The sequence below is a fragment of the Kribbella sp. NPDC002412 genome (genome assembly GCF_053592935.1).
The window spans coordinates 77554-96435 of sequence record NZ_JBSFBL010000030.1; the positions used below are offsets into that span (position 1 = coordinate 77554).

Annotated in this window: 14 protein-coding genes; 7 read left to right on the forward strand and 7 right to left on the reverse strand. The window is 69.2% G+C overall.

The window, feature by feature from the left end:
- Positions 1 to 102 precede the first annotated feature (102 nt).
- The 4 genes from ACWCOV_RS23730 (at position 103) to ACWCOV_RS23745 (ending at position 5172) form a co-directional block, all read left to right on the forward strand.
- Positions 103 to 1395, forward strand: coding sequence for a CHAT domain-containing protein (locus ACWCOV_RS23730; RefSeq protein ID WP_449831482.1), 1293 nt, complete (start codon positions 103 to 105; stop codon positions 1393 to 1395).
- Positions 1396 to 1415: 20 nt separating this feature from the next.
- Positions 1416 to 1745, forward strand: a complete 330-nt coding sequence (locus tag ACWCOV_RS23735) for a hypothetical protein (protein ID WP_449831483.1) — start codon at positions 1416 to 1418, stop codon at positions 1743 to 1745.
- Positions 1746 to 1855: 110 nt separating this feature from the next.
- Positions 1856 to 2407, forward strand: a complete 552-nt coding sequence (locus ACWCOV_RS23740) for a hypothetical protein (protein ID WP_449831484.1) — start codon at positions 1856 to 1858, stop codon at positions 2405 to 2407.
- Positions 2392 to 5172 carry a hypothetical protein gene (locus ACWCOV_RS23745; protein WP_449831485.1) on the forward strand — a complete coding sequence of 927 codons (2781 nt, stop codon included), beginning with the start codon at positions 2392 to 2394 and terminating at the stop codon, positions 5170 to 5172. Before ACWCOV_RS23740 ends, ACWCOV_RS23745 begins: the two co-directional genes overlap by 16 nt.
- Positions 5173 to 5279: 107 nt before the next feature.
- Here ACWCOV_RS23745 and ACWCOV_RS23750 read toward each other — a convergent pair whose 3' ends face one another.
- The 7 genes from ACWCOV_RS23750 to ACWCOV_RS23780 all read right to left on the reverse strand — a co-directional run bounded on the left by ACWCOV_RS23750 (position 5280) and on the right by ACWCOV_RS23780 (position 14247).
- Positions 5280 to 6500 (reverse strand): cytochrome P450, encoded by a 1221-nt coding sequence (locus ACWCOV_RS23750; protein ID WP_449831486.1) that lies wholly within the window; start codon positions 6498 to 6500, stop codon positions 5280 to 5282.
- A 374-nt stretch (positions 6501 to 6874) separates the two neighbouring features.
- A complete protein-coding gene (locus ACWCOV_RS23755) occupies positions 6875 to 7669 on the reverse strand; it encodes a DUF2785 domain-containing protein (RefSeq protein WP_449831487.1) in 795 nt (264 codons plus the stop codon).
- Positions 7670 to 7901: 232 nt separating this feature from the next.
- On the reverse strand, positions 7902 to 8666 hold the full coding sequence (locus ACWCOV_RS23760; protein ID WP_449831488.1) for a hypothetical protein: 765 nt from the start codon (positions 8664 to 8666) through the stop codon (positions 7902 to 7904).
- A gap of 1 nt (position 8667) precedes the next feature.
- The gene (locus ACWCOV_RS23765; RefSeq protein WP_449831489.1) at positions 8668 to 9666 is read right to left on the reverse strand and encodes an ABC transporter ATP-binding protein; all 999 of its coding nucleotides are present in this window, start codon (positions 9664 to 9666) and stop codon (positions 8668 to 8670) included.
- A 333-nt stretch (positions 9667 to 9999) separates the two neighbouring features.
- Positions 10000 to 11247, reverse strand: a complete 1248-nt coding sequence (locus tag ACWCOV_RS23770) for a DUF4142 domain-containing protein (protein ID WP_449831490.1) — start codon at positions 11245 to 11247, stop codon at positions 10000 to 10002.
- A 121-nt stretch (positions 11248 to 11368) separates the two neighbouring features.
- On the reverse strand, positions 11369 to 13672 hold the full coding sequence (locus ACWCOV_RS23775; protein ID WP_449831491.1) for a sodium-translocating pyrophosphatase: 2304 nt from the start codon (positions 13670 to 13672) through the stop codon (positions 11369 to 11371).
- A 215-nt stretch (positions 13673 to 13887) separates the two neighbouring features.
- Positions 13888 to 14247 (reverse strand): anti-sigma factor antagonist, encoded by a 360-nt coding sequence (locus ACWCOV_RS23780; RefSeq protein ID WP_439649119.1) that lies wholly within the window; start codon positions 14245 to 14247, stop codon positions 13888 to 13890.
- 162 nt (positions 14248 to 14409) lie between these two features.
- Here ACWCOV_RS23780 and ACWCOV_RS23785 point away from each other — a divergent pair, with 162 nt between their 5' ends.
- The 3 genes from ACWCOV_RS23785 to ACWCOV_RS23795 all read left to right on the forward strand — a co-directional run bounded on the left by ACWCOV_RS23785 (position 14410) and on the right by ACWCOV_RS23795 (position 18314).
- Positions 14410 to 16719 carry a DEAD/DEAH box helicase gene (locus ACWCOV_RS23785; protein ID WP_449831492.1) on the forward strand — a complete coding sequence of 770 codons (2310 nt, stop codon included), beginning with the start codon at positions 14410 to 14412 and terminating at the stop codon, positions 16717 to 16719.
- A gap of 34 nt (positions 16720 to 16753) precedes the next feature.
- On the forward strand, positions 16754 to 17131 hold the full coding sequence (locus ACWCOV_RS23790) for a hypothetical protein (protein WP_449831493.1): 378 nt from the start codon (positions 16754 to 16756) through the stop codon (positions 17129 to 17131).
- Positions 17132 to 17546: 415 nt separating this feature from the next.
- Positions 17547 to 18314, forward strand: a complete 768-nt coding sequence (locus ACWCOV_RS23795) for a hypothetical protein (protein WP_449831494.1) — start codon at positions 17547 to 17549, stop codon at positions 18312 to 18314.
- Positions 18315 to 18882 lie beyond the last annotated feature (568 nt).

Below are 18882 nucleotides of genomic sequence, written 5' to 3' on the forward strand. Positions count from 1 at the left end.
ACGCGCCCGGAGGGCGCGGAGTGGTGTCCGTTGGCGTGGCGTGGGGGCGGTTGTCGCCCTAGAGTGAACGTTCGATCGCCGAGGGTTCCTGGGGGCTTAGCGATGAGGCATGACAGGCCGGCCGCGGAGTCTCGGCGTGCCGGTGAGCGGATGGCGCTCGAGCAGGAGTGGAACGAGGTGCTCGCCGAGATCCGCGCGCTTGACGGGTTCGAGGACTTCCTCCGGCCGCCGCGACTGGATACGCTCCGCGGGGCCGCAGCCGGCGGACCAGTCGTCATGGTGAACGTCAGCCAGTGGCGCTCCGACGCGCTGATCGTCACCCCGGACGGAGTCCTGCCGCCTCTCGAACTGCCAGAGGCCTCACAACAACGCACGACCGAGTGGGCCGTGCGCTACCTCGAGGCAGTCCACCGCTTCCAGACCGCCGAGCAGGATGCGTACGAGGCACAGCGCCGCTTCCGCGAAGGCGACCAGTCACCGGCGGCGTTCCAGGAGTTCCACGCGGCCGCGCAGCTACTGCACGCCGAGCGACTCCTGATGGAGAGCGTCGTCACCGAGGTCCTCGACTGGTTGTGGACGGCGATCGCTGACCCCGTGCTGACCCGCCTCGGCTTCACCGAGACCCCACCGGACGGCGCATGGCCGCGGCTGTGGTGGTGCCCGACCGGTCTACTCACGGCACTTCCCCTGCACGCGGCGGGCCGGCACGGCGATCGACAGTCGGTGCTCGACCGCGTCATCCCGTCGTACACACCAACCCTCCGAGCGTTGCTAGAGGCAACCAACAGGCCCGCGCCGTCGCCGAGCCCGGAAATCCTCGTCGTCGCCGTGCCCAACGCACCCGGCCAGACCCCGCTCCCCAACGTCGACCGCGAGGCCGATCTGCTGGCCAGACTGTTCCCGGGCGACCGCAGCACGGTCCTGTACGGCGCGGAAGCCACGACAACCCGAGTCCGCGAGGAGCTCGGCCGGCATCACTGGGCCCACTTCAGCTGTCACGGCACTCAGGACCTGACCGACCCGTCGAACGGCGGACTCCTGCTGCACGACGGCACCCTGACAGTCCAGAGCATCAGCAGCCGCACGTACCAGGGCGAGTTCGCGTTCCTATCCGCTTGCAAGACCGCGACTGGTGGACTCGACCTCGCCGACGAGGTGATCACCCTGGCCGCGGCGCTCCACTACGCCGGCTACCGCCAGGTCGTCGCAACCCTCTGGTCCGTGTACGACCCGACCGCGGCCGACGTGGCCGAGAGCATCTACACCGAGCTCTGCGCCGACGGACAGTCCACCGCAGGTACGGCGGCCGCACTGCATCGCGTCGTACGGCGGCTGCGCGACCAGCACCCCGCGAGTCCGAGCGTGTGGACTCCCTTCGTCCACCTCGGACCGTGACGACCAAGGAGAACCTGACGATGAACGACGTTCGCCCCGGCGGACCGGTGCCGTATCGCGAGGTGAGCGAACCCGGGTACGCCGAGCAGGCGGCCGCGACGTTCGTGATCGAGACCTTCGACGTCGGCATGTCCCTGCTCGGCGGGTTGTGCCCACGGTGTCAGGCGGCGATCGAGGTGCCGTTGGTCGACGGTGTGTTCCGGAGGACCCTGTCGACCAACGAGCGCGCCGAGGGCGACCACCAGCCGGTGCCGATCATCTGCACCTGCTCGGAGGCGCACCCAGGACGTCCGGACGGACGCGTCGGCTGCGGCGCGTACTGGATCTTCAACCTCCCGGCCACCTCGTGAGCAGCCCACCACCAGGCCACCCGGCACCAGACCAACCGACGCCCGGCCGCCCGGCGCCGGGGCGACCGGCCACGCCTGCCGATCTGCGGCGAGCCCAGCAGGTCGACCTCATGCGCCGTACCGAGCTCCCGAGAGTCCGCGCGGCCGCCACCCAGTGGCGCAACGGCCTGGCAGGGCTCCTGATCGCGCTGATCGGGTTCAGCCTGATCAAAGGCCGTTCCGACATCACCGAACTGACTCCAGCCGCCGCCGCGATCGTCGGCGTACTCCTGCTGCTTGCCCTCACCGCCGGCGCAGCCGCCGCGCTGTACCTCCTCCGAGCCTCGAACGGCCGCCCCGCCGTCGTCCCAGTCGCCGAGCTCGCGCCCGGCCCCATCGCAGAGCACCGCGAGGCCCAGGCCTCGGCGCGCGCTCTGCGCCGCGGAATCGGGCTGAGCCTGACCTGCGCGGCGCTGCTGGTGGCTGCCGTCGCGAGCACCTGGTACGGCCCGGCCCGGAGCCGACCCAAGGTGGAGATCACCACCGACAGCCAGACCGTGTGCGGCTCGGTGCTCAGGATCGACGCCGGCCGGATGACGCTCCAGGCCCAGGCCGGCGAGATCACCATCGAGCTGAGCAGGGTCACGTCCATCGAGGCGGTGGACTCATGTCCCGCGAACTGATCGAGTCGCTGTATAGCCGGGTCGAGCACTGGAAGCAGGATCCACGCGCCCGGTCGGTGTTCGGCCCGGCCGCCGATGCCGAAGTGGCCCGCCTGTTCGAGACGCCGGGCTTCGCAGAGGACCTGGAAGGCCGGCACGCCGCCGGGATGCTGTTCTGGTGCCGGTTCCTCGCCTCGGGGTCGACCGACCAGGACACGTTCCGGACCGCGGTCGGCCTGCTGGAGCCGGTCGTGTTCGCTCAGCCGAACGCCGTACCGGATCAGGTGCGAGAGGTCGTCCAGGCCAAGGCGAGCACCACAGCGGCGTCCGACGAGGCCCTGGCGCTGTTCGAGCACTACCAGCAGACCGGCGAGCTCGTGCACCTGGACAGGGCCATCGACCTGATGGCCAGCGCGGTGAACATGGTGCCCGCAGGAGCATCGGCCGCAGTCACGTTCCGCTTCAACGTCGGCAGCTTCTGCTGGACCCGCTACCGCCATCTGGGCGACCCGGCCGATCTCGCCACTGCGGTCGAGCAGTTCACGGTCGCCACTGAGAACGCCCAGGGCGGACAGCTCGCCGGGGCTGCGCCGGCGCTCTACGAGCATGCCAGCCAGCTCCTCAGCGCCTACGAGGCGAGCAACGTGCTCGACTTCCTGTTGTACGCCATCCAGGTCCAACGGTGCTCGGCTGAGCTCGCGACCACGAACAAGTCGTCGTACGGCGCCTTCCTCGCCGACCTGGTCCAGCTGGCCTACGAACGCACCGCCAGACTCGAGATGCTCGACGACGCGGTGGCGACAGCGGAGTGGGCGCTGTCGTTCGACCCGGCGAACGCCTGGCCGCAACGCAGCCTCGCACTCTCCCTCGTACACCGAGCCACGACCAGCAACGATGCCGAAGCCGCAAACCGGGCCATCGACCTCGCCCGGCGCGCGGCCGCCACGGATGGCGAGAGCAGAACGCTCCAGGTGCTCGGTACGGCGCTGCGCGCCCGCCACCTGCTCACTGGCGACCACGCCGCGATCACCGAGGCTGTCGCCGTACTGCGACAAGCAGCCGACGCCACCGATCCCGCGGATCCGGACCACGTCCGCCGGCTGATGGCCCTCGCGGACATCCTCCGGGTCGCGGCCGACAGCCCGGAGCTCGCCGCGGAAGCGGTGACCATCGCCCGACGGGTCGTCGAGCTCTCCGCGCCGTCCGATCCGGAGTACCCGATGCGCCAGGCGATTGTCGTCGTGGCGCTGCTGAAGCTGCACAAGCTGAGTGACGATCCCGCGACGCTCACCGAGGCGGTCGCGGCGGGCCGCAGCGCGCAGCGCGCCATGTCGACGACCGAGCCGACCTATCCGGCCGTGGTCCGCTCACTGGCCGCGGCGTTGGTGCACGGTCCGGTCGACGACGACGCGATCGCGAGAACCGGCGAGGCGATCGAGCTCGTCCGCGACTGCCTGGCGCAGCTCCAGGAGTCGCACCCGGAGAACGCGAACCTGCACACCGATCTCGCCAGGCTGCACGCCTTCGACGGCCGCTGCCGGCTGGAGCGCTATATCCGGACCACCGACGATGCCGAGCTCGACCGGATGATCGAGTCGTGCGAGCTCGGGATGGCGGTCGAACCGACCTCTCTCACCGACCTCTGCGTGGCGTTGCGACTCAGGTTCGAGGCTGTCGGCGACGAGGCCGATCTGGACCGGTCGATCGCGGCGGGTCTGCAGGCTGTCGACGCTCTCACCGACCCGGACGAGCTCGCGCGGGCCCAGAACGCAGTCGGGTTCGCGCTGCGGCTCCGCTACGAACAGACCGAGCACCTGGCAAGCCTGGACGACGCCATTGACCTCCTGCAGTCCGCGAACGAGCAGGCAACGGCTCCTGACCTGCGTGCGGCGGTGCTGAACCAGTTGGGCAACGCGCGGTGGGCGCGTCATGTTCGCACTCGTGACCCGGGTGAGCTGGAGTCCGCGCTCGCTGACCTGCGCCAGTCGGTGCAGGTAGGAGCCGAGCACGACGGCGTGAACCCCGGTCACCTCAGCAACCTCGGTTTGGCCCTCGCCACGCAGTACGAGCGAACCCGTGAGCCCGCGGTCCTCGACGAGATGGTGTCGGTCCTCCAGCGGGCGGTGAAGGAGTCGCGGCCGGACAACAATCGGCTGCCGATGTTCCAGTCCAACCTGGGCGGCGCCCTGCTGCGGCGCTACGAGCGCGACGGCGTACTGGCCGACCTCGATGCCGCGATCGTCGCGCACCAGGAGGCGATCGCGGCGCCGACAGCCGGGCCGCGGTTCCGGACGGCCGCCGGGTTCAACCTCGGCGGATGCTGGTTGCAGCGATTCCGGCGGACGGCCGATCCAGCAGACTTCGGCAAGGCCCTGGCTGCCTACCAGTCGACGGCGAGGTCGTCGTCGGCAACGCCGTTCCTCCGAACAAAGGCCGCCGCTGCCTGGGGATCGCTCGCCGCCGGGTCCCAGGACTGGGCCGAGGCGCTCGACGGCTACACGACCGCGCTGGAACAACTCCCGTACGTCGCGCCACGCTTCCTGGACCGCTCCGACCAGGAACACGGCCTACGCCAACTGAGCTCCCTAGGCGCCGACGCAGCCGCCTGCGCCCTCCACGCAGCCGACCACGCCCGCGCCGTAGAACTCCTGGACCAAGGCCGAGCCGTCCTCCTGACCCAACTCTTCGAATCCCAAGGCGACCTCTCCCGCCTCCGAACCCACGCACCGTCCCTAGCCACCAAATTCGAATCTCTCAGAACCCAACGCAACCACCCCGCCCCCTGACCAGCGCAGCCTTCCGTCCGGCGACCAGCTGCAGTCGACGGCGCGCGGCGGCGCGCATGCTGCGGACGGTAGCCCGCAAGTCGCGTGGGAAAAACACCGCGTGGGAGCTACCCGGCGACCTGTTCCGTGGTGTTGGCGTGGAGTTGGACGGGGAGGGCCTCGACGCCGTACACGATGGAGAAGTCCCGGAAGCGCAGTTGCTCCTCGGGCACGGCCAGCGACAGGTCCGGGAAGCGGTGGGCGAGCGCGGTGAACGCGGCCCGGAGCTCCATCCGGGCCAGTTCCGCCCCGACGCACCGGTGCATCCCATGACCGAAGGCGAGGTGCGCCGAGGAGACCGGACGGCGCGGATAGAAGTCCTCGGCGTCCGACCCGAACACCTGCTTGTCCCGATCCGCGCCGGACAGCGAGACCGCGACCAGATCCCCCTTCTTCACCTGCTGCCCGAACAGCTCCTGGTCGTGCCGCGCGAACCGCGGGAACGCGACCTGCACGACCGTCAGGTACCGCAGCAGCTCCTCGACGATCACGTCGACCGCGCCCGGCTCGTTCCGGATCCGCTCGAAGTTCGACGGGTCGCGGAGCAGCACCAGGGTGCCGAGCGCGAGCATGCTCGCCGACGTCTCGTACCCGCCGAGGAACACCCCGTCGGCGAGCCCGCCGAGCTCGATGTCGTCGATGTCGTCACCCTGCTCCCGGATGATCGACCCGATCAGCCCGTCGCCGGGTTCGGCCCGCTGCTTGCGGACGATCTCGAACAGGAAGTCCCGCGACTCGCTCGCCGACCCGAACACCCCGATCCCGCCGCCGGACAGGTCGAACCTGGCCGGCCCGAGCGCGCGGAACCGGTCGCGGTCGGACTCCTCGACGCCGAGCAGGTCGGCGATCAGCAGGAACGGCACGTTGAAGGCGAAGTCCCGCACGATGTCGACGACCGGGCCCTTGGCCTCCATCAGGTCGAGCTGGTCGTTGACGATCTTCTCGATCGCCGGCTCCAGCCGGGCCAGCCGGCGCTTGGTGAACTCCGGCGTCAGCAGCTTGCGCAGCCGGGTGTGGTCCGGCGGGTCGGTGAACCCGAGGCCGCCGATGCCCTCGGACGGCTTGTTCGGGTCGGACCCGACCAGCGGCCGGATGTCGTTGCTGAAGTTCGTGGTGTCGGCCAGCACCGCCTTCGCCTCGGCGTGCCCGCTCACCACCCAGACGTTGAGCCCGAAAAGGTGGGCCAGCTTGTGCACCGGCTCGGTCTCGCGCACCTGGCCCAGAGCGGGTACCGGGTCCACGCCGTGGCGGCGCAGTGGCATCGAGACCGAGCTCGGAAACATCCGCATCTTCGACAAGTCAAGACCACCCTTGCGGGTGGTCCTGTTCAAGATCCGGCTGCCGACCCATTTCTTCAGGTATGTCGCAACCATGACTCCACGCGCCCTCTCTGAACTGCTGCCCCCGACGGCTCTCGTCAGCCAGAAAACTAACGTCGCCACGGACCAGATCCGATGGTGTTTGCACTACTGCGGTAGTGGCGTTGGCACCACCATGGGAGGGGTCCACGGCGTCACCAGCACAGACGATCCCACGACAGGGGTTCGGCTTCCACCGGAACCCACCTGTACCGTGCCCTGGACCACACCACGCCGTTGATCGGGGACACTTCAGGGAAACCCCAGCCGAAAGTCGGATGCGCCGTCCACCGACGGTCTGACGCTCAGAGGTAGTACGGCGTGACGATCCGGACGACGTCGGCGAGCTTTGTCTTGACCTGCTCCTGGTGCGGGATGCGAGTGAGCGTACTTGCGCCAGGCAACCGTAAGCCGTGGTCGATCAGCAGGTACGTCGCCCGCAGCGTGCGGATCGTGTTCGTCACCTCAGGCGTGATGCCCTCGGCAGGCGGGTTCGAGAGCACCCGGATGGCCGGGTCGAGCCACTCGGTGGCGTCGGTCTCGGCGAGGTCGGAGCGGGTCAGTGTGGTGGCGAGGGCGTAGCCGAGGCGGTCGTCCTCCATGTCGCGCAGCACGTACGGCGTCGGCGTGAGCAGCCGTCCGACGCCGAGGCGGAGCATCTGGACCGGTTCGACCGCGGAGTGCAGGCCGAGCGTCCCCAGCAGGTCGGCGCCGTGGGCAACGGCATGCAGCCAGCCGAGTTTGGCGTCGTACCCGCGCAGGTCCTCCTCGGCGACGTACCAGCGCTCGAACGGCGGCACCCAGCTCGGCTCGAAGACACCGGCCGAGACGATCGCGCGGAGGATCAGCGGCGCGAACGTGCGGGCCTGCACCTCCGGGTCGGCGAACCGGGTGACCATCTCGTCGCCGAGGCTGCGGAGCTGGTCGGTGGACAGGTCCCCGCGACGGATCCAGGTGGCGAGCACGGCGTAGGCCTGGACGTCGCGCAGCACCGGGTCAGGTGAGCGCAGCAGGCCGGACAGCTCGGCGACGAGATCGGTGAGCGGACGATCGGTCGGGACGGCGAAGCCGTCGGCGCGCACCCGCGCCCAGTCGGTCATGCGCGGCAGGCTAAACGCTTTCCACCACAACTCGCCAGCCCCGCCGGCCGGTTCCGGAACCATCCACCGGTACGGCGACCCACCGCCGCCGCACCGGGTCCGGAACGGGGAACGGCCCGTGGTCCATCCGGTCTCCCGGATGTGCCACGGGCCGTAGCGGCCAGGACCCCTCAGCCCGGCCGGGCCTCGCGTCCCCGGCCAGGGCCCCTCAACCAGGGCCGGGGACGACGTGTCAGGCGTCGCGCTTGCTCGCCGTGAACAGGGCGATGATCAGGATGCCGATGGCCCAGGCGGCGAAGTAGGCCAGCGCCCACCAGGGCGAGAGCGCGGTGGAGGCGCCCGCCGCGTCCGCGCCGGCCAGGCCCATGTCCTGCTCGCCGTTGAGGAACTGGTTCGCGTTCGTGAACGGCGTCCACTTCTGCAGGTCGTCGCCGATCTTCGGGATCAGCGGCAGCAGGCTCTCGACCAGCAGCGGCCAGAGGATCAGGATCGCGATCGCGCCGGCGCTCTGCCGGATCAGGATGCCGACCGCGATCGCGAAGATCGCGGACAGCGCGTAGACGAAGGCCTGACCGAACATCAGCCGCCACTCGGCGGAGGTGTTGATGGCCATGTCCGCGCTCGGCGCCAGCAGGTTGCCGATCGCCCACGAGCCCCAGGAGGCGGCCAGGCCGACGACCGCGGCCAGGGTGGCGACCACCACGGTCTTGTTGAGCAGCAGGGCCGCCCGCTGCGGAACCGCCTGGAAGCTGGTCCGGATGGTGCCGAACCGGTACTCGGTGGTGACCGCGAGCGCGGCCATCACCATGATGACCATCTGCCCGAGCCCGACGCCGAACTGCGTCATCGCCGGGGTCACCCGGGCCTCGTCCGGGCCGGTCGCGAAACCGGTCGCCAGCGCGGCCAGGCCGATCGACAGCACGGCCGCGATGATCATGCACCACCACGGTGAGCGGGTGGAGAAGAGCTTGATCCGCTCGACGGTGATCAGCGACATGTCAGTTGTCCTCCTTCGGACCCGAGACGACCTCGACGCTCGACGGCGCGTCGAGGTTCACGTCGCCGACGTGGGCGAGCTCGTCGTGTGCGTGGTACTGGACCGAGTCGCCGGTCATCTGCATGAACGCCTGCTCGAGCGAGCCGCGCTGCAAGGTCAGCTCGTGCAGCACGATGCCGTGCGCGGCGGCCGCCTCACCGATCTGGTCGGTGGTCAGGTCGCCCTCGACGAACAGCACCTTGCCTTCCTTGTCGACGTCCTCGATCCGGGTGACCAGTTGCTGCTGGTGCAGGACGCCGGCCAGCTGGTCCAGCTGCGGGGTCCGCACCTTGACGGTGGTGCCGCTGGCGCGGTCGACGAACTCCTGGGTGGAGCTCTGCGCGATCAGCTTGCCGCGGCCGATGACGATCAGTTCCTCGGCGGTCTGCGCCATCTCCGACAGCAGGTGGCTGGAGACCAGCACGGTCCGGCCTTCGGCGGCCAGCCGGTGCATGAAGTTCCGGATCCAGAGGATGCCCTCGGGGTCGAGGCCGTTGACCGGCTCGTCGAACAGCAGCACCTCCGGGTCGCCGAGCAGCGCGCCGGCGATCCCGAGCCGCTGCGACATGCCCAGCGAGTAGGCGCCGGCCCGCTTGTTCGCGACCGAGGTCAGGCCGACCATCTCCAGCGCCTTGTCGACACTCGACTTCGGCAGCCTGTTGGAGGCGGCCATCCAGGCCAGGTGGGACCGCGCGGACCGGTTCGGGTGCACCCACTTGGCGTCCAGCAGCGCGCCGATCTTGGTCAGCGGCTGGTGCAGGTCGCGGTAGCGCTGGCCGTCGATCCGGACGTCGCCGGAGGTCGGGGTGTCCAGGCCGAGGATCATCCGCATGGTGGTGGACTTGCCGGCCCCGTTCGGGCCGAGGAAGCCGGTCACCTTGCCCGGTTTCACCTCGAAAGACAGGTTGTCAACGGCAACGGTTGCGCCGTATCGCTTGGTGAGGCCCTTTGCCTCGATCATCGCCGTACTCCTCGTTCGGTGACGCGCCAGTGCTGCACTTCGTGGGGCGGTGGTGTCCAGATCAGTATCGAGGTCCGACCGGGCCGGATCATCGGACCCGGGGCGGATCCGGTGTGTCCACCCGTGGGTTGATTCTGCCGTCCGGACGGAGCAAGCTGCCATCGGTTAAAGCCCTGACCACGACCCCGACGATCCCCCATCGACCCCACCCGCCGCATCAGCCGAAAGTCGACGTACGGCGGTACTTCCGGATAACCGTCGGGCAAACGCGCGAAAAGATGGAAGTCACCACCGAATGACGGCAACGTGTGGTTTAGCGCGAAAACGGCGGGTTCAATCCACCGGAACGCCGTAAAGCACGAGATTGTGGCTGTAGCGGCGCGCTGCCTGGTTGTAGGACCCGGTGCAGGTCACGAGCGCCAGTCGCGGCTTCGCAGCACCGTGGAAGAGGTCGGCAGGCAGGTCTTGCTGCCGATAGGTACGGCGAGCCACGATCCGGTACTGGTGCACGTCGCCGTCCCCCGACGTCACCGCGACTTTGACGCCGACCGGCACCTGCGACAGCGCCGCGAACACCGCGCGCCCGTGGCGCGTGGTGTCCACATGGCCGGCGAGCAGCACGGTGCCGCCGGACGCGCCCGGCGCCGCACCCGCAGCCCACCAGCCCACGTCGACCGGCGACTTCGGCATCTGCAGCAGGCCGTCGCCACCGGTCGCCACCGGAGCCACCGATGCGTTCAGGACGCCGGGCACCGAGAGCCGGACCGGTGGAATGGCGGCTTCCCGTTCCGCCGCGGTGGTGCCGGCCTTCGGCACCTCGCCGGTGTCACCGTGCTGCCCTCCGAACACCATGAAGAACCCGGTTCCCAGCGCCACGACCCCGAACAGCCGCCGGCGCGCCGGGATCGACTTGCCGGCGAGGAGGAGCGCTCCGATGACGAGCAGCGCCAGCGCGGTCAGCGAGCGCGTCCGCTGGGCGTCTGCGACCTGGCCACCATCGCCGGTAGGCACCACCGGAGAGCCGCTGATGGCGCGACAACTACCCGACACCATCCGCAGGTGCATCTGGACCACGGGCTGGGCGCCTTTGGCCACTGATACGACAGCCGGTTCCTTGCCGTTCTTCAGCTCGGTCGCGATGAGTGTCAGGAGCTGCTGGTGCTGTTGGCGCTGCAAGGCCAGCCAGGCGGCGTCGTACCCAGAGGTGCCGGCCTTGGCCTCGAGGGCGTCGAGCTGCTGACGCTGGGCCTGCGAGGGGATGGTGACCAGCCCGACGCCGAGTTGGCTGGCGGCCTCGAGGTCCTGCGCGGCCAGCCTGCGATGGTCACGTTCCATCAGGGCGCCGACCTGGCGCACGCACCGGGTCCGGCCCTGCGTCTTGGCCGCCTGCGCGGCCTGAATGATCGTCAGATGGGTCTGGTGAGCGGCGTTGAGGTAGGTGACATCCTCCTGCGTCGTCGCCGCGCCGGCGGGCTGCGCCGCAGCCAGCACGCCCGCCACGACCAGCAGCAGAAGCCCCGACAGCCGGGCGATCGCCGCCAGTCGGGGGGAAGCAGAACCGTCGCCCTGTCGCCGAGGCACCCCCTTACCTCCCTGCCCTCAGACGTCAGCACCTACCGACGACAGTAAAGCGGTCGACTGCCTGGGTCCATGCGAAACGGCCCGCCGGATGACCGGCGGGCCGTTCTGCTGCTTGCCTGGATCAGGCGGCGGCGTTCACCTCGGCGGGGGTGTCGGCGATGACCGACTCCCGGCGCTTGGAGACGATCACGGCCGCGGCCAGGATCACCACCGCGGCGAGGGCGATGCCGATCCGCAGCGGGGTGTTGGTGTCCTCGCCGATCGAGGACATGCCCACGACGGCCGGGGCGATCAGCACCGAGACCAGGTTCATCACCTTGATCAGCGGGTTGATGGCCGGGCCCGCGGTGTCCTTGAACGGGTCACCGACGGTGTCACCGATGACGGTGGCCTCGTGCGCGGGCGAACCCTTGCCACCGTGGTTGCCGTCCTCGACCAGCTTCTTGGCGTTGTCCCAGGCGCCACCGGAGTTGGCCAGGAAGACCGCCATCAGGGTGCCGGACGCGATCGCGCCGGCCAGGTAGCCCGCCAGCGCCGAGGCGCCGAGGCCGAAGCCGACGGCGATCGGCGCGGTGAGCGCGAGCAGACCCGGGGTGGCCAGCTCACGCAGCGAGTCGCGGGTGCAGATGTCGACGACCTTGCCGTACTCCGGCTTGCCGGTGCCCTCCATGATCCCGGGAATGTCGCGGAACTGGCGACGGACCTCGTAGACGACCGCGCCGGCGGCCCGGCCGACGGCGTTGATCGCGAGACCGGAGAACATGAACACCACGGCCGCGCCGATGATGATGCCGACCAGCGTGGACGGGTCGAAGACGAGCGCGTCCGCGTTGAACGCCCGGTCGCCGGCCTCGTCCAGCACCGAGTAGATCGAGTCCGTGTAGGAGCCGAACAGCGCGGTCGCGGCCAGTACGGCGGTCGCGATCGCGATGCCCTTGGTGATCGCCTTGGTGGTGTTGCCGACGGCGTCCAGCTCGGTCAGGATCTGGGCCGCCTCGCCGTCCACGTCACCGGACATCTCGGCGATGCCCTGGGCGTTGTCGGAGACCGGGCCGAAGGTGTCCATCGCGACGATGACGCCGACGGTGGTCAGCAGACCACAACCGGCCAGCGCGATCGCGAACAGCGCGACGACGCCGGAGCCGCCGACCAGGAAGGCGCCGTACACGGCGGCCGCGATCACCAGCGCGGTGTACACGGCGGACTCGAAGCCGACCGAGATACCGGACAGGATGACCGTCGCGGCGCCGGTCAGCGAGGTCTTGCCGACGTCCTTGACCGGCTTGTCCTCGGTGCCGGTGAAGTAGCCGGTCAGGGCCAGGATGACGGCGGCCAGCACGATGCCGATGAGCACCGACACGGTCGCGATCAGTCGCGGGTCGCCGTCGTGGGCGGCGATCGCCTCGGTGGCGCCGGTCAGGTCCCCGAAGCTGCTCGGGAGGTAGACGAACGCGGCCACCGTGCACAGCACCGCGGAGATGACCGCGGAGATGTAGAACGCCCGGTTGATCGTCCGCAGGCCGTTCTCGCCGGTGCGCGGGCGGGTCAGGAAGACGCCGATGACCGCGGTGACGGCGCCGATGGCCGGCACGATCAGCGGGAAGATCAGGCCCTGCTCGCCGAACGCGGCCTTGCCCAGGATCAGCGATGCCACCAGCATCACGGCGTACGACTCGAACAGGTCGGCCGCCATACCGGCGCAGTCACCCACGTTGTCACCGACGTTGTCGGCGATGGTGGCCGCGTTGCGCGGGTCGTCCTCGGGAATGTTCTGCTCGACCTTGCCGACCAGGTCGGCGCCGACGTCGGCGGCCTTGGTGAAGATACCGCCGCCGACACGCATGAACATGGCGAGCAGGGCGGCACCGAAGCCGAAGCCCTCGAGCACGGTCGGGGCGTCACCCTTGAACAGCAGGACGACGACCGAGGCGCCGAGCAGGCCGAGACCCACGGTCGCCATTCCGACGGTGCCACCGGTGCGGAACGCGACCCGCATGGCCGGGTCACGGCCTTCGTTGCGTGCGGCCGCGGCGACCCGCACGTTGGCGCGCGTCGCGAGCCACATTCCCATGTAGCCGATCAGGGCGGAGAAGCCCGCACCGACCAGGAAGAAGACCGATCGGAAGATCTTCAGCGTGGTCTCGTTGCCGCCGTCACTGTGCACCGGCAGCAGGAACAGCAACAGGAACGCGACCACGGCGAAGATCGACAGTGTCCGGAACTGCCGGTTCAGATAGGCCGAAGCGCCTTCCTGCACCGCCGAAGCGATCGTCTTCATGTTCTCGGTACCATCGTTCGCGGCAAGCACCTGGCCGCGGAAGACCATCGCAATGGCGATCGCGAGGATCGCGATCACTCCGACGACGACAACCACGGTGGTGTTGCTCGACGAAAGATCCACCGCTTGTGCGAGCAGCGCGGACATCCGTCCTCCTTGTAGGCAACCCCTCAGGGACTTGACGGCCCCCGTCTGCCGCAACCGAAGGGTTGGGGAAATACGACACAGCGCCCATGTGTGGCGCGGTGGGTCACTCTAACGGGTAGCCGACCAGACCTGACGACAGGGTGGTCTACGCCATACCCGCGATGTCAGGCAAGAACCTCACTCTTCGTAGTGCTGGGGATACGTTTTCGCATGCTTCAGATCGCCGAAGCAACGTCCGGATGAATGTCGAAGACCTTCGTCAGGCCGGTGATCCGGAAGATCTTGAGCAGCCGTTCCTGGGTGCAGACCAGGGACAGGGATCCGTCGTGGGTGCGCACCCGTTTCAGTCCGCCGACGAGAACGCCGAGACCGGTGGAGTCCAGGAACTCCACGCGTTCCAGGTCGATCACCAGGTGGTGGACACCTTCGTCGACGAGGGCGGCGATCTTTTCGCGGAGCTTCGGTGCGGTGTAGACGTCGATCTCCCCCGCCACCTCGATGACGGTTCGCCCGCCCTCGGCGCGCGCGTTGAGCGACAGATCCACTTCGGCCTCCGATCCCGTGAACTGCTGCATTCAACCATGTACGGACCGTGAGTAGGGCCGTTGCCGAAAACTCTTTCATCTCGTTACACCGGAAGTCGATCTCCGTGCCCAAAATGCCGCGTGTATCCGCACCTGCGCAAGACGGACTGGACCGCTACACCACTGTCCGAGGGCGTTACTAAGCTCAGAGTCATGCGTGTGGGTGGTGAGGCGACGACTGTGCTCAAGCGCCTTGCCCTGGGCCGTGACGATCGGTTGACGCACGTCGAGTCCGTGCCGCCTCGCCTTGGGCAGACATGTGCCTGGCCGCGCTGGGTGCCGCCGGAGGTGCTCAGCCAGCTCGCGGACGCCGGCATCACAGCACCTTGGACGCACCAGGTCGCCACAGCGGAAGCGGCGTACGCAGGCAAGCATGTGGTGGTCGCGACCGGGACGGCGTCGGGCAAGTCGCTCGGCTACCTGCTGCCTGCCTTCGCCACGCTGAGCATCGCGCAGGCCGCCTCGCCACATCGCCGTACGGCGTCCGTTCTGTACCTGTCTCCCACCAAGGCGCTCGCGCACGACCAGCTCCGGGCGGTCTCGTCGTACACGGTGCCCGGCCTGCTTGCGACGACGCTGGACGGTGACTCGGAGCGCACCGAGCGCGACTGGGCCCGCGACCATGCGACCTACGTACTGAGCAACCCGGACATGCTGCACCGCTCGGTCCTGCCGAACCACCAACGCTGGGCCCGCTTCCTCGGCTGCCTGCAGTACGTCGTGGTCGACGAGTGCCACCACTACCGCGGTGTCTTCGGCGCGCACGTGGCCGGCGTCCTGCGGCGGCTGCGCCGAGTCTGCGCGCAGTACGGCGCTCACCCGATCTTCGTCTGCGCATCGGCGACCGTGGCCGAGCCTGCAGTGTCCGGTGAGCGGCTGACCGGCCTGCCGATGGTGGAGGTCGTGGACGACGGCTCACCGCGCGGCGGCGTCGCCTTCGGTCTGTGGGAGCCCCCCATGACCACGCTGCGCGGCGAGAACGGCGCTCCGGTACGGCGCTCTGCCACAGCCGAGGTGGCCGACCTGCTGACCGATCTCGTGGTCACCGGGGTCCGGACAGTGGCCTTTGTCAGGTCAAGGCGGGGCGCGGAGCAGGTCGCCATGACCGCCCGGGAGAACCTCGCCGAGGTCGATCCCGGCCTGGCCGACCAGGTGTCGGCGTACCGGGCCGGCTATCTGCCGGAGGAGCGCCGACGGCTCGAAGGCATGCTGCAGAGCGGCGAGCTCACCGGGGTCGCGGCAACGAACGCGCTCGAGCTCGGCATCGACATCGCCGGCCTGGACGCCGTGCTGCTGTCCGGCTGGCCGGGCACTCGCGCGTCACTCTGGCAGCAGGCCGGACGCGCTGGACGCGCCGGTGGGGACGCACTGGCCCTGCTGATCGCACGCGACGACCCACTCGACACCTACCTGGTGCGGCATCCCGCCGCGATCTTCGGACGACCCGTCGAGGCAACGGTCTTCAACCCGGAGAATCCGTACGTGCTCGGCCCTCAGCTCTGCGCTGCGGCCCAAGAGCTCCCGCTGACCGCCGCCGACTACGAGATCTTCGGCAGCACGACGCCGTCGGTCATCGCGCAACTCGTCCGGCAAGGTCTCCTGCGGGAGCGGCCGCACGGCTGGTTCTGGACCCGGCGGGAGCGGGCGGTGGACGCGATCGACATCCGCTCGGCCGGCGGCAAGACAGTGCAGATCGTGGAGGACCAGACCGGCCGCCTGCTCGGCACGGTCGACGGCGGCTCGGCGCACGCGTCGGTCCACGAGGGCGCTGTCTACGTGCACGCCGGCGAGTCGTACCTGGTCAAGACCCTCGACCTCGAGGGGTACGCCGCCGTCGTCGAGCCGGCCGCCCCCGACTACACCACCTTCGCCCGGGACGTGACGGAGATCAGCATCCTGGCGACCGAGGAGACCTGCTCCTGGGGTACGGCGGAGCTGTCGCGCGGCTGGGTCCAGGTGACGAGCCAGGTGGTTTCGTTCCAGCGCAAGCTGATCGCGACCGGCGACGTACTCGACGAGCAGCCACTCGATCTCCCGGAGCGGACCCTGCGGACCAAAGCGGTCTGGTGGACGATGCCCGACACCACGGTGGCCGCGCTCGGGCTGGACGACGTACCAGGCGCAGCGCACGCGGCCGAGCACGCGTCGATCGGCCTGCTGCCGCTGTTCGCCACCTGCGACCGCTGGGACATCGGCGGCGTCTCCACCGCCCGGCACGCGGACACCGGCTGCCTCACCGTCTTCGTGTACGACGGCCACCCCGGCGGAGCCGGATTCGCCGAACACGGCTACGCCGCGGCACGCGAGTGGTTGACCGCGACACGTGAGGCGATTGCACACTGTGAGTGCGTGGATGGATGCCCGTCCTGCGTACAGTCGCCGAAGTGTGGGAACCAGAACAACCCACTCGACAAGAGCGGCGCGGTAGCGCTGCTCACCGCACTACTCAGCAGTGAGGCCTGAACAGCCAGCCCGGCTGGCGGAGAGGCAGCTCGCCATGGCCGTCCTCGGAATCGTCCTGATCGTCCTTGCCGTCCTGTTCGCCCTCGGCGTCCTGGCGACCTCCGGCGCCTCCACCACGATGGAGGTCTTCGGTGTCGACTTCGGTGTCTCGGTGGCCACCGTGTTCGTGCTCGGCGCGCTCGCCGGCGCGGCCCTGATCTTCGGCCTGTGGCTGACGAAGAAGGGACTCGGCCGCGGCTACCGCCGCCGCAAGGAGATGCGCGAGCTTCGCGCCCAGGTCACTGAGAGTGACAGCACCACGGACACCCGGCCGGAGCTGACCACCGACCGCGACGAGGCGCCGCCGGAGGAGCGCCCGGCCACCGAAGAGCCGGCCGCCACGGACCCGGATCAGACCAAGCAGCCGCACTGACAACTCTGTTGCCAACGGCATCAAACGACGACCGGAGTCCCCCGAATACCCACAGATTGCCGTAGGATCTCGATCGGCGCACAGCCGCCGCTCAGCCGCCGCACGGCGAGCCCCCAGCCAGGTTTCGATGCCCTGCGCAACGACCTTGGCCTGGCAGTTAGTTGCCAATGGCATCAAGTTCCCGGGTCTGGCCATAACCTTCCGTCAGCCTCCTGTGCCTTACTGGTTGTGGCGTCAACGTCGCGTTGAGTCACTGTCGGCCTTCCGGGCCACACCGCCTCCTCACGGGGGATCGACCCGCACCTCGCCCTTCGCGCAAGGGGCGTCGTCGCGGTTCCCGGAGCCGGGTCCGGCTCACGCGGTCGGGGTCCCGACGACCTGACGCCGCGAGATGGCACGACCTCTGGAGGTTGTCTTGATCATCCGTAAGCTGTTGAGTCGTACCGGCGTGACGGTGCTTGCCGTCAGCGTCGCGCTGGCCACCGCCGTCCCGGCGCAGGCCGCGAACGTCGCGCCGCGCGAGTCGGCGCCTCCGGGCGTCGAGGTGGGCGTCGCCAAGCAGATCGCCACCCGCTCCGACACGCGCTACTGCCTCACCTTCGTCGCGGCCGCCAAGGTCCCGATGGCGGTCATGATGGCCTGCGCGCCGGGCAAGGAGGGCAAGACCCAGGAGTGGATCTACACCGAGTCCGGCCAGCTGCAGGTCGCGATGAGCAAGAGCGTCGGTGGCGCCCTTGCCAAGACCGGCGCCTGCCTGGACAGCGGTGCGGACCTGGCCAAGGTTCCGGCCTCGGCGCCCCTGCTGGTCCTGCCGTGCCGTGACGGCGACGGGCAGAAGTGGAGCTACGACGAGAGCGCGGGCACGTTCGTGAACGCCGCCAGCGGTCTCGCCCTCACCTCTCTGCTGGGCAAGGGGAAGGCCAAGCAGGCACAGCCGACCGGCAGCATGGCCGCGTCCGGCACACCGGTCCAGGGCTGGAGCGCGCTGCCGCTGCCGGGCCTGGACATCCTGGGTGCGGTCCTGGCACTCGTGAACGCGCTGCTCGCGGCTCTGGGCCTGGCCCTGCCGCTGCCGATCGCGAACGCCGCATCCAGCCTGCTCGAGCTGGTTCGCCCGAAGACGGCGATCCCGGCGCAGATGACCGAGCTGCCGAAGCAGATGATGCAGCTGGCTCAGCGCTGATCCGAGGAGGATCCTCAGCCACACAGAGGACAGCCGGCCCCGACATTGTCGGGGCCGGCCGTTTTCTCACTCCTTCGGTGTGATCGACACTCCTTCAGTTGTGGGTCTGGTGAGCTCTTCGGTTCGGAACCGGTGCTCGGGGTCCGGCGCTGCGGATCCCCGCTGCTTGCGCGTCAGCGGGAGCCTCGCGTCGGGGTCACCGTCCTCCCCTGTCGCCGGCCGTCACCAGGCGCCGGGCCGGTCACCACCAGCAGTGATGGTGGCAGTGCCAGAGCAGGTCGTCGAGAAGGCAAGCCAGTCCGTGCAACAGCATGTCTTTCACCTCCGATCCACTGAACCGATCGGCAAGGACGTTACAGCTGTTGTCACGTTCTGTATCTAGTCAACTACCAGTTGCCACACAACCTTGAGCGCACTTTAACCCGCTTGCAACGCGTCCCGCCTGACCCCGACTTGACATCGTTGCTCACAGCATCTGACAACGTTGACTCCGGGTTCGGAAAAAAGTCTTCACATAGTCGCTCGCGAGTGCCAATGTTTGACCGGCACTCGGCACCGACCTCGCAAG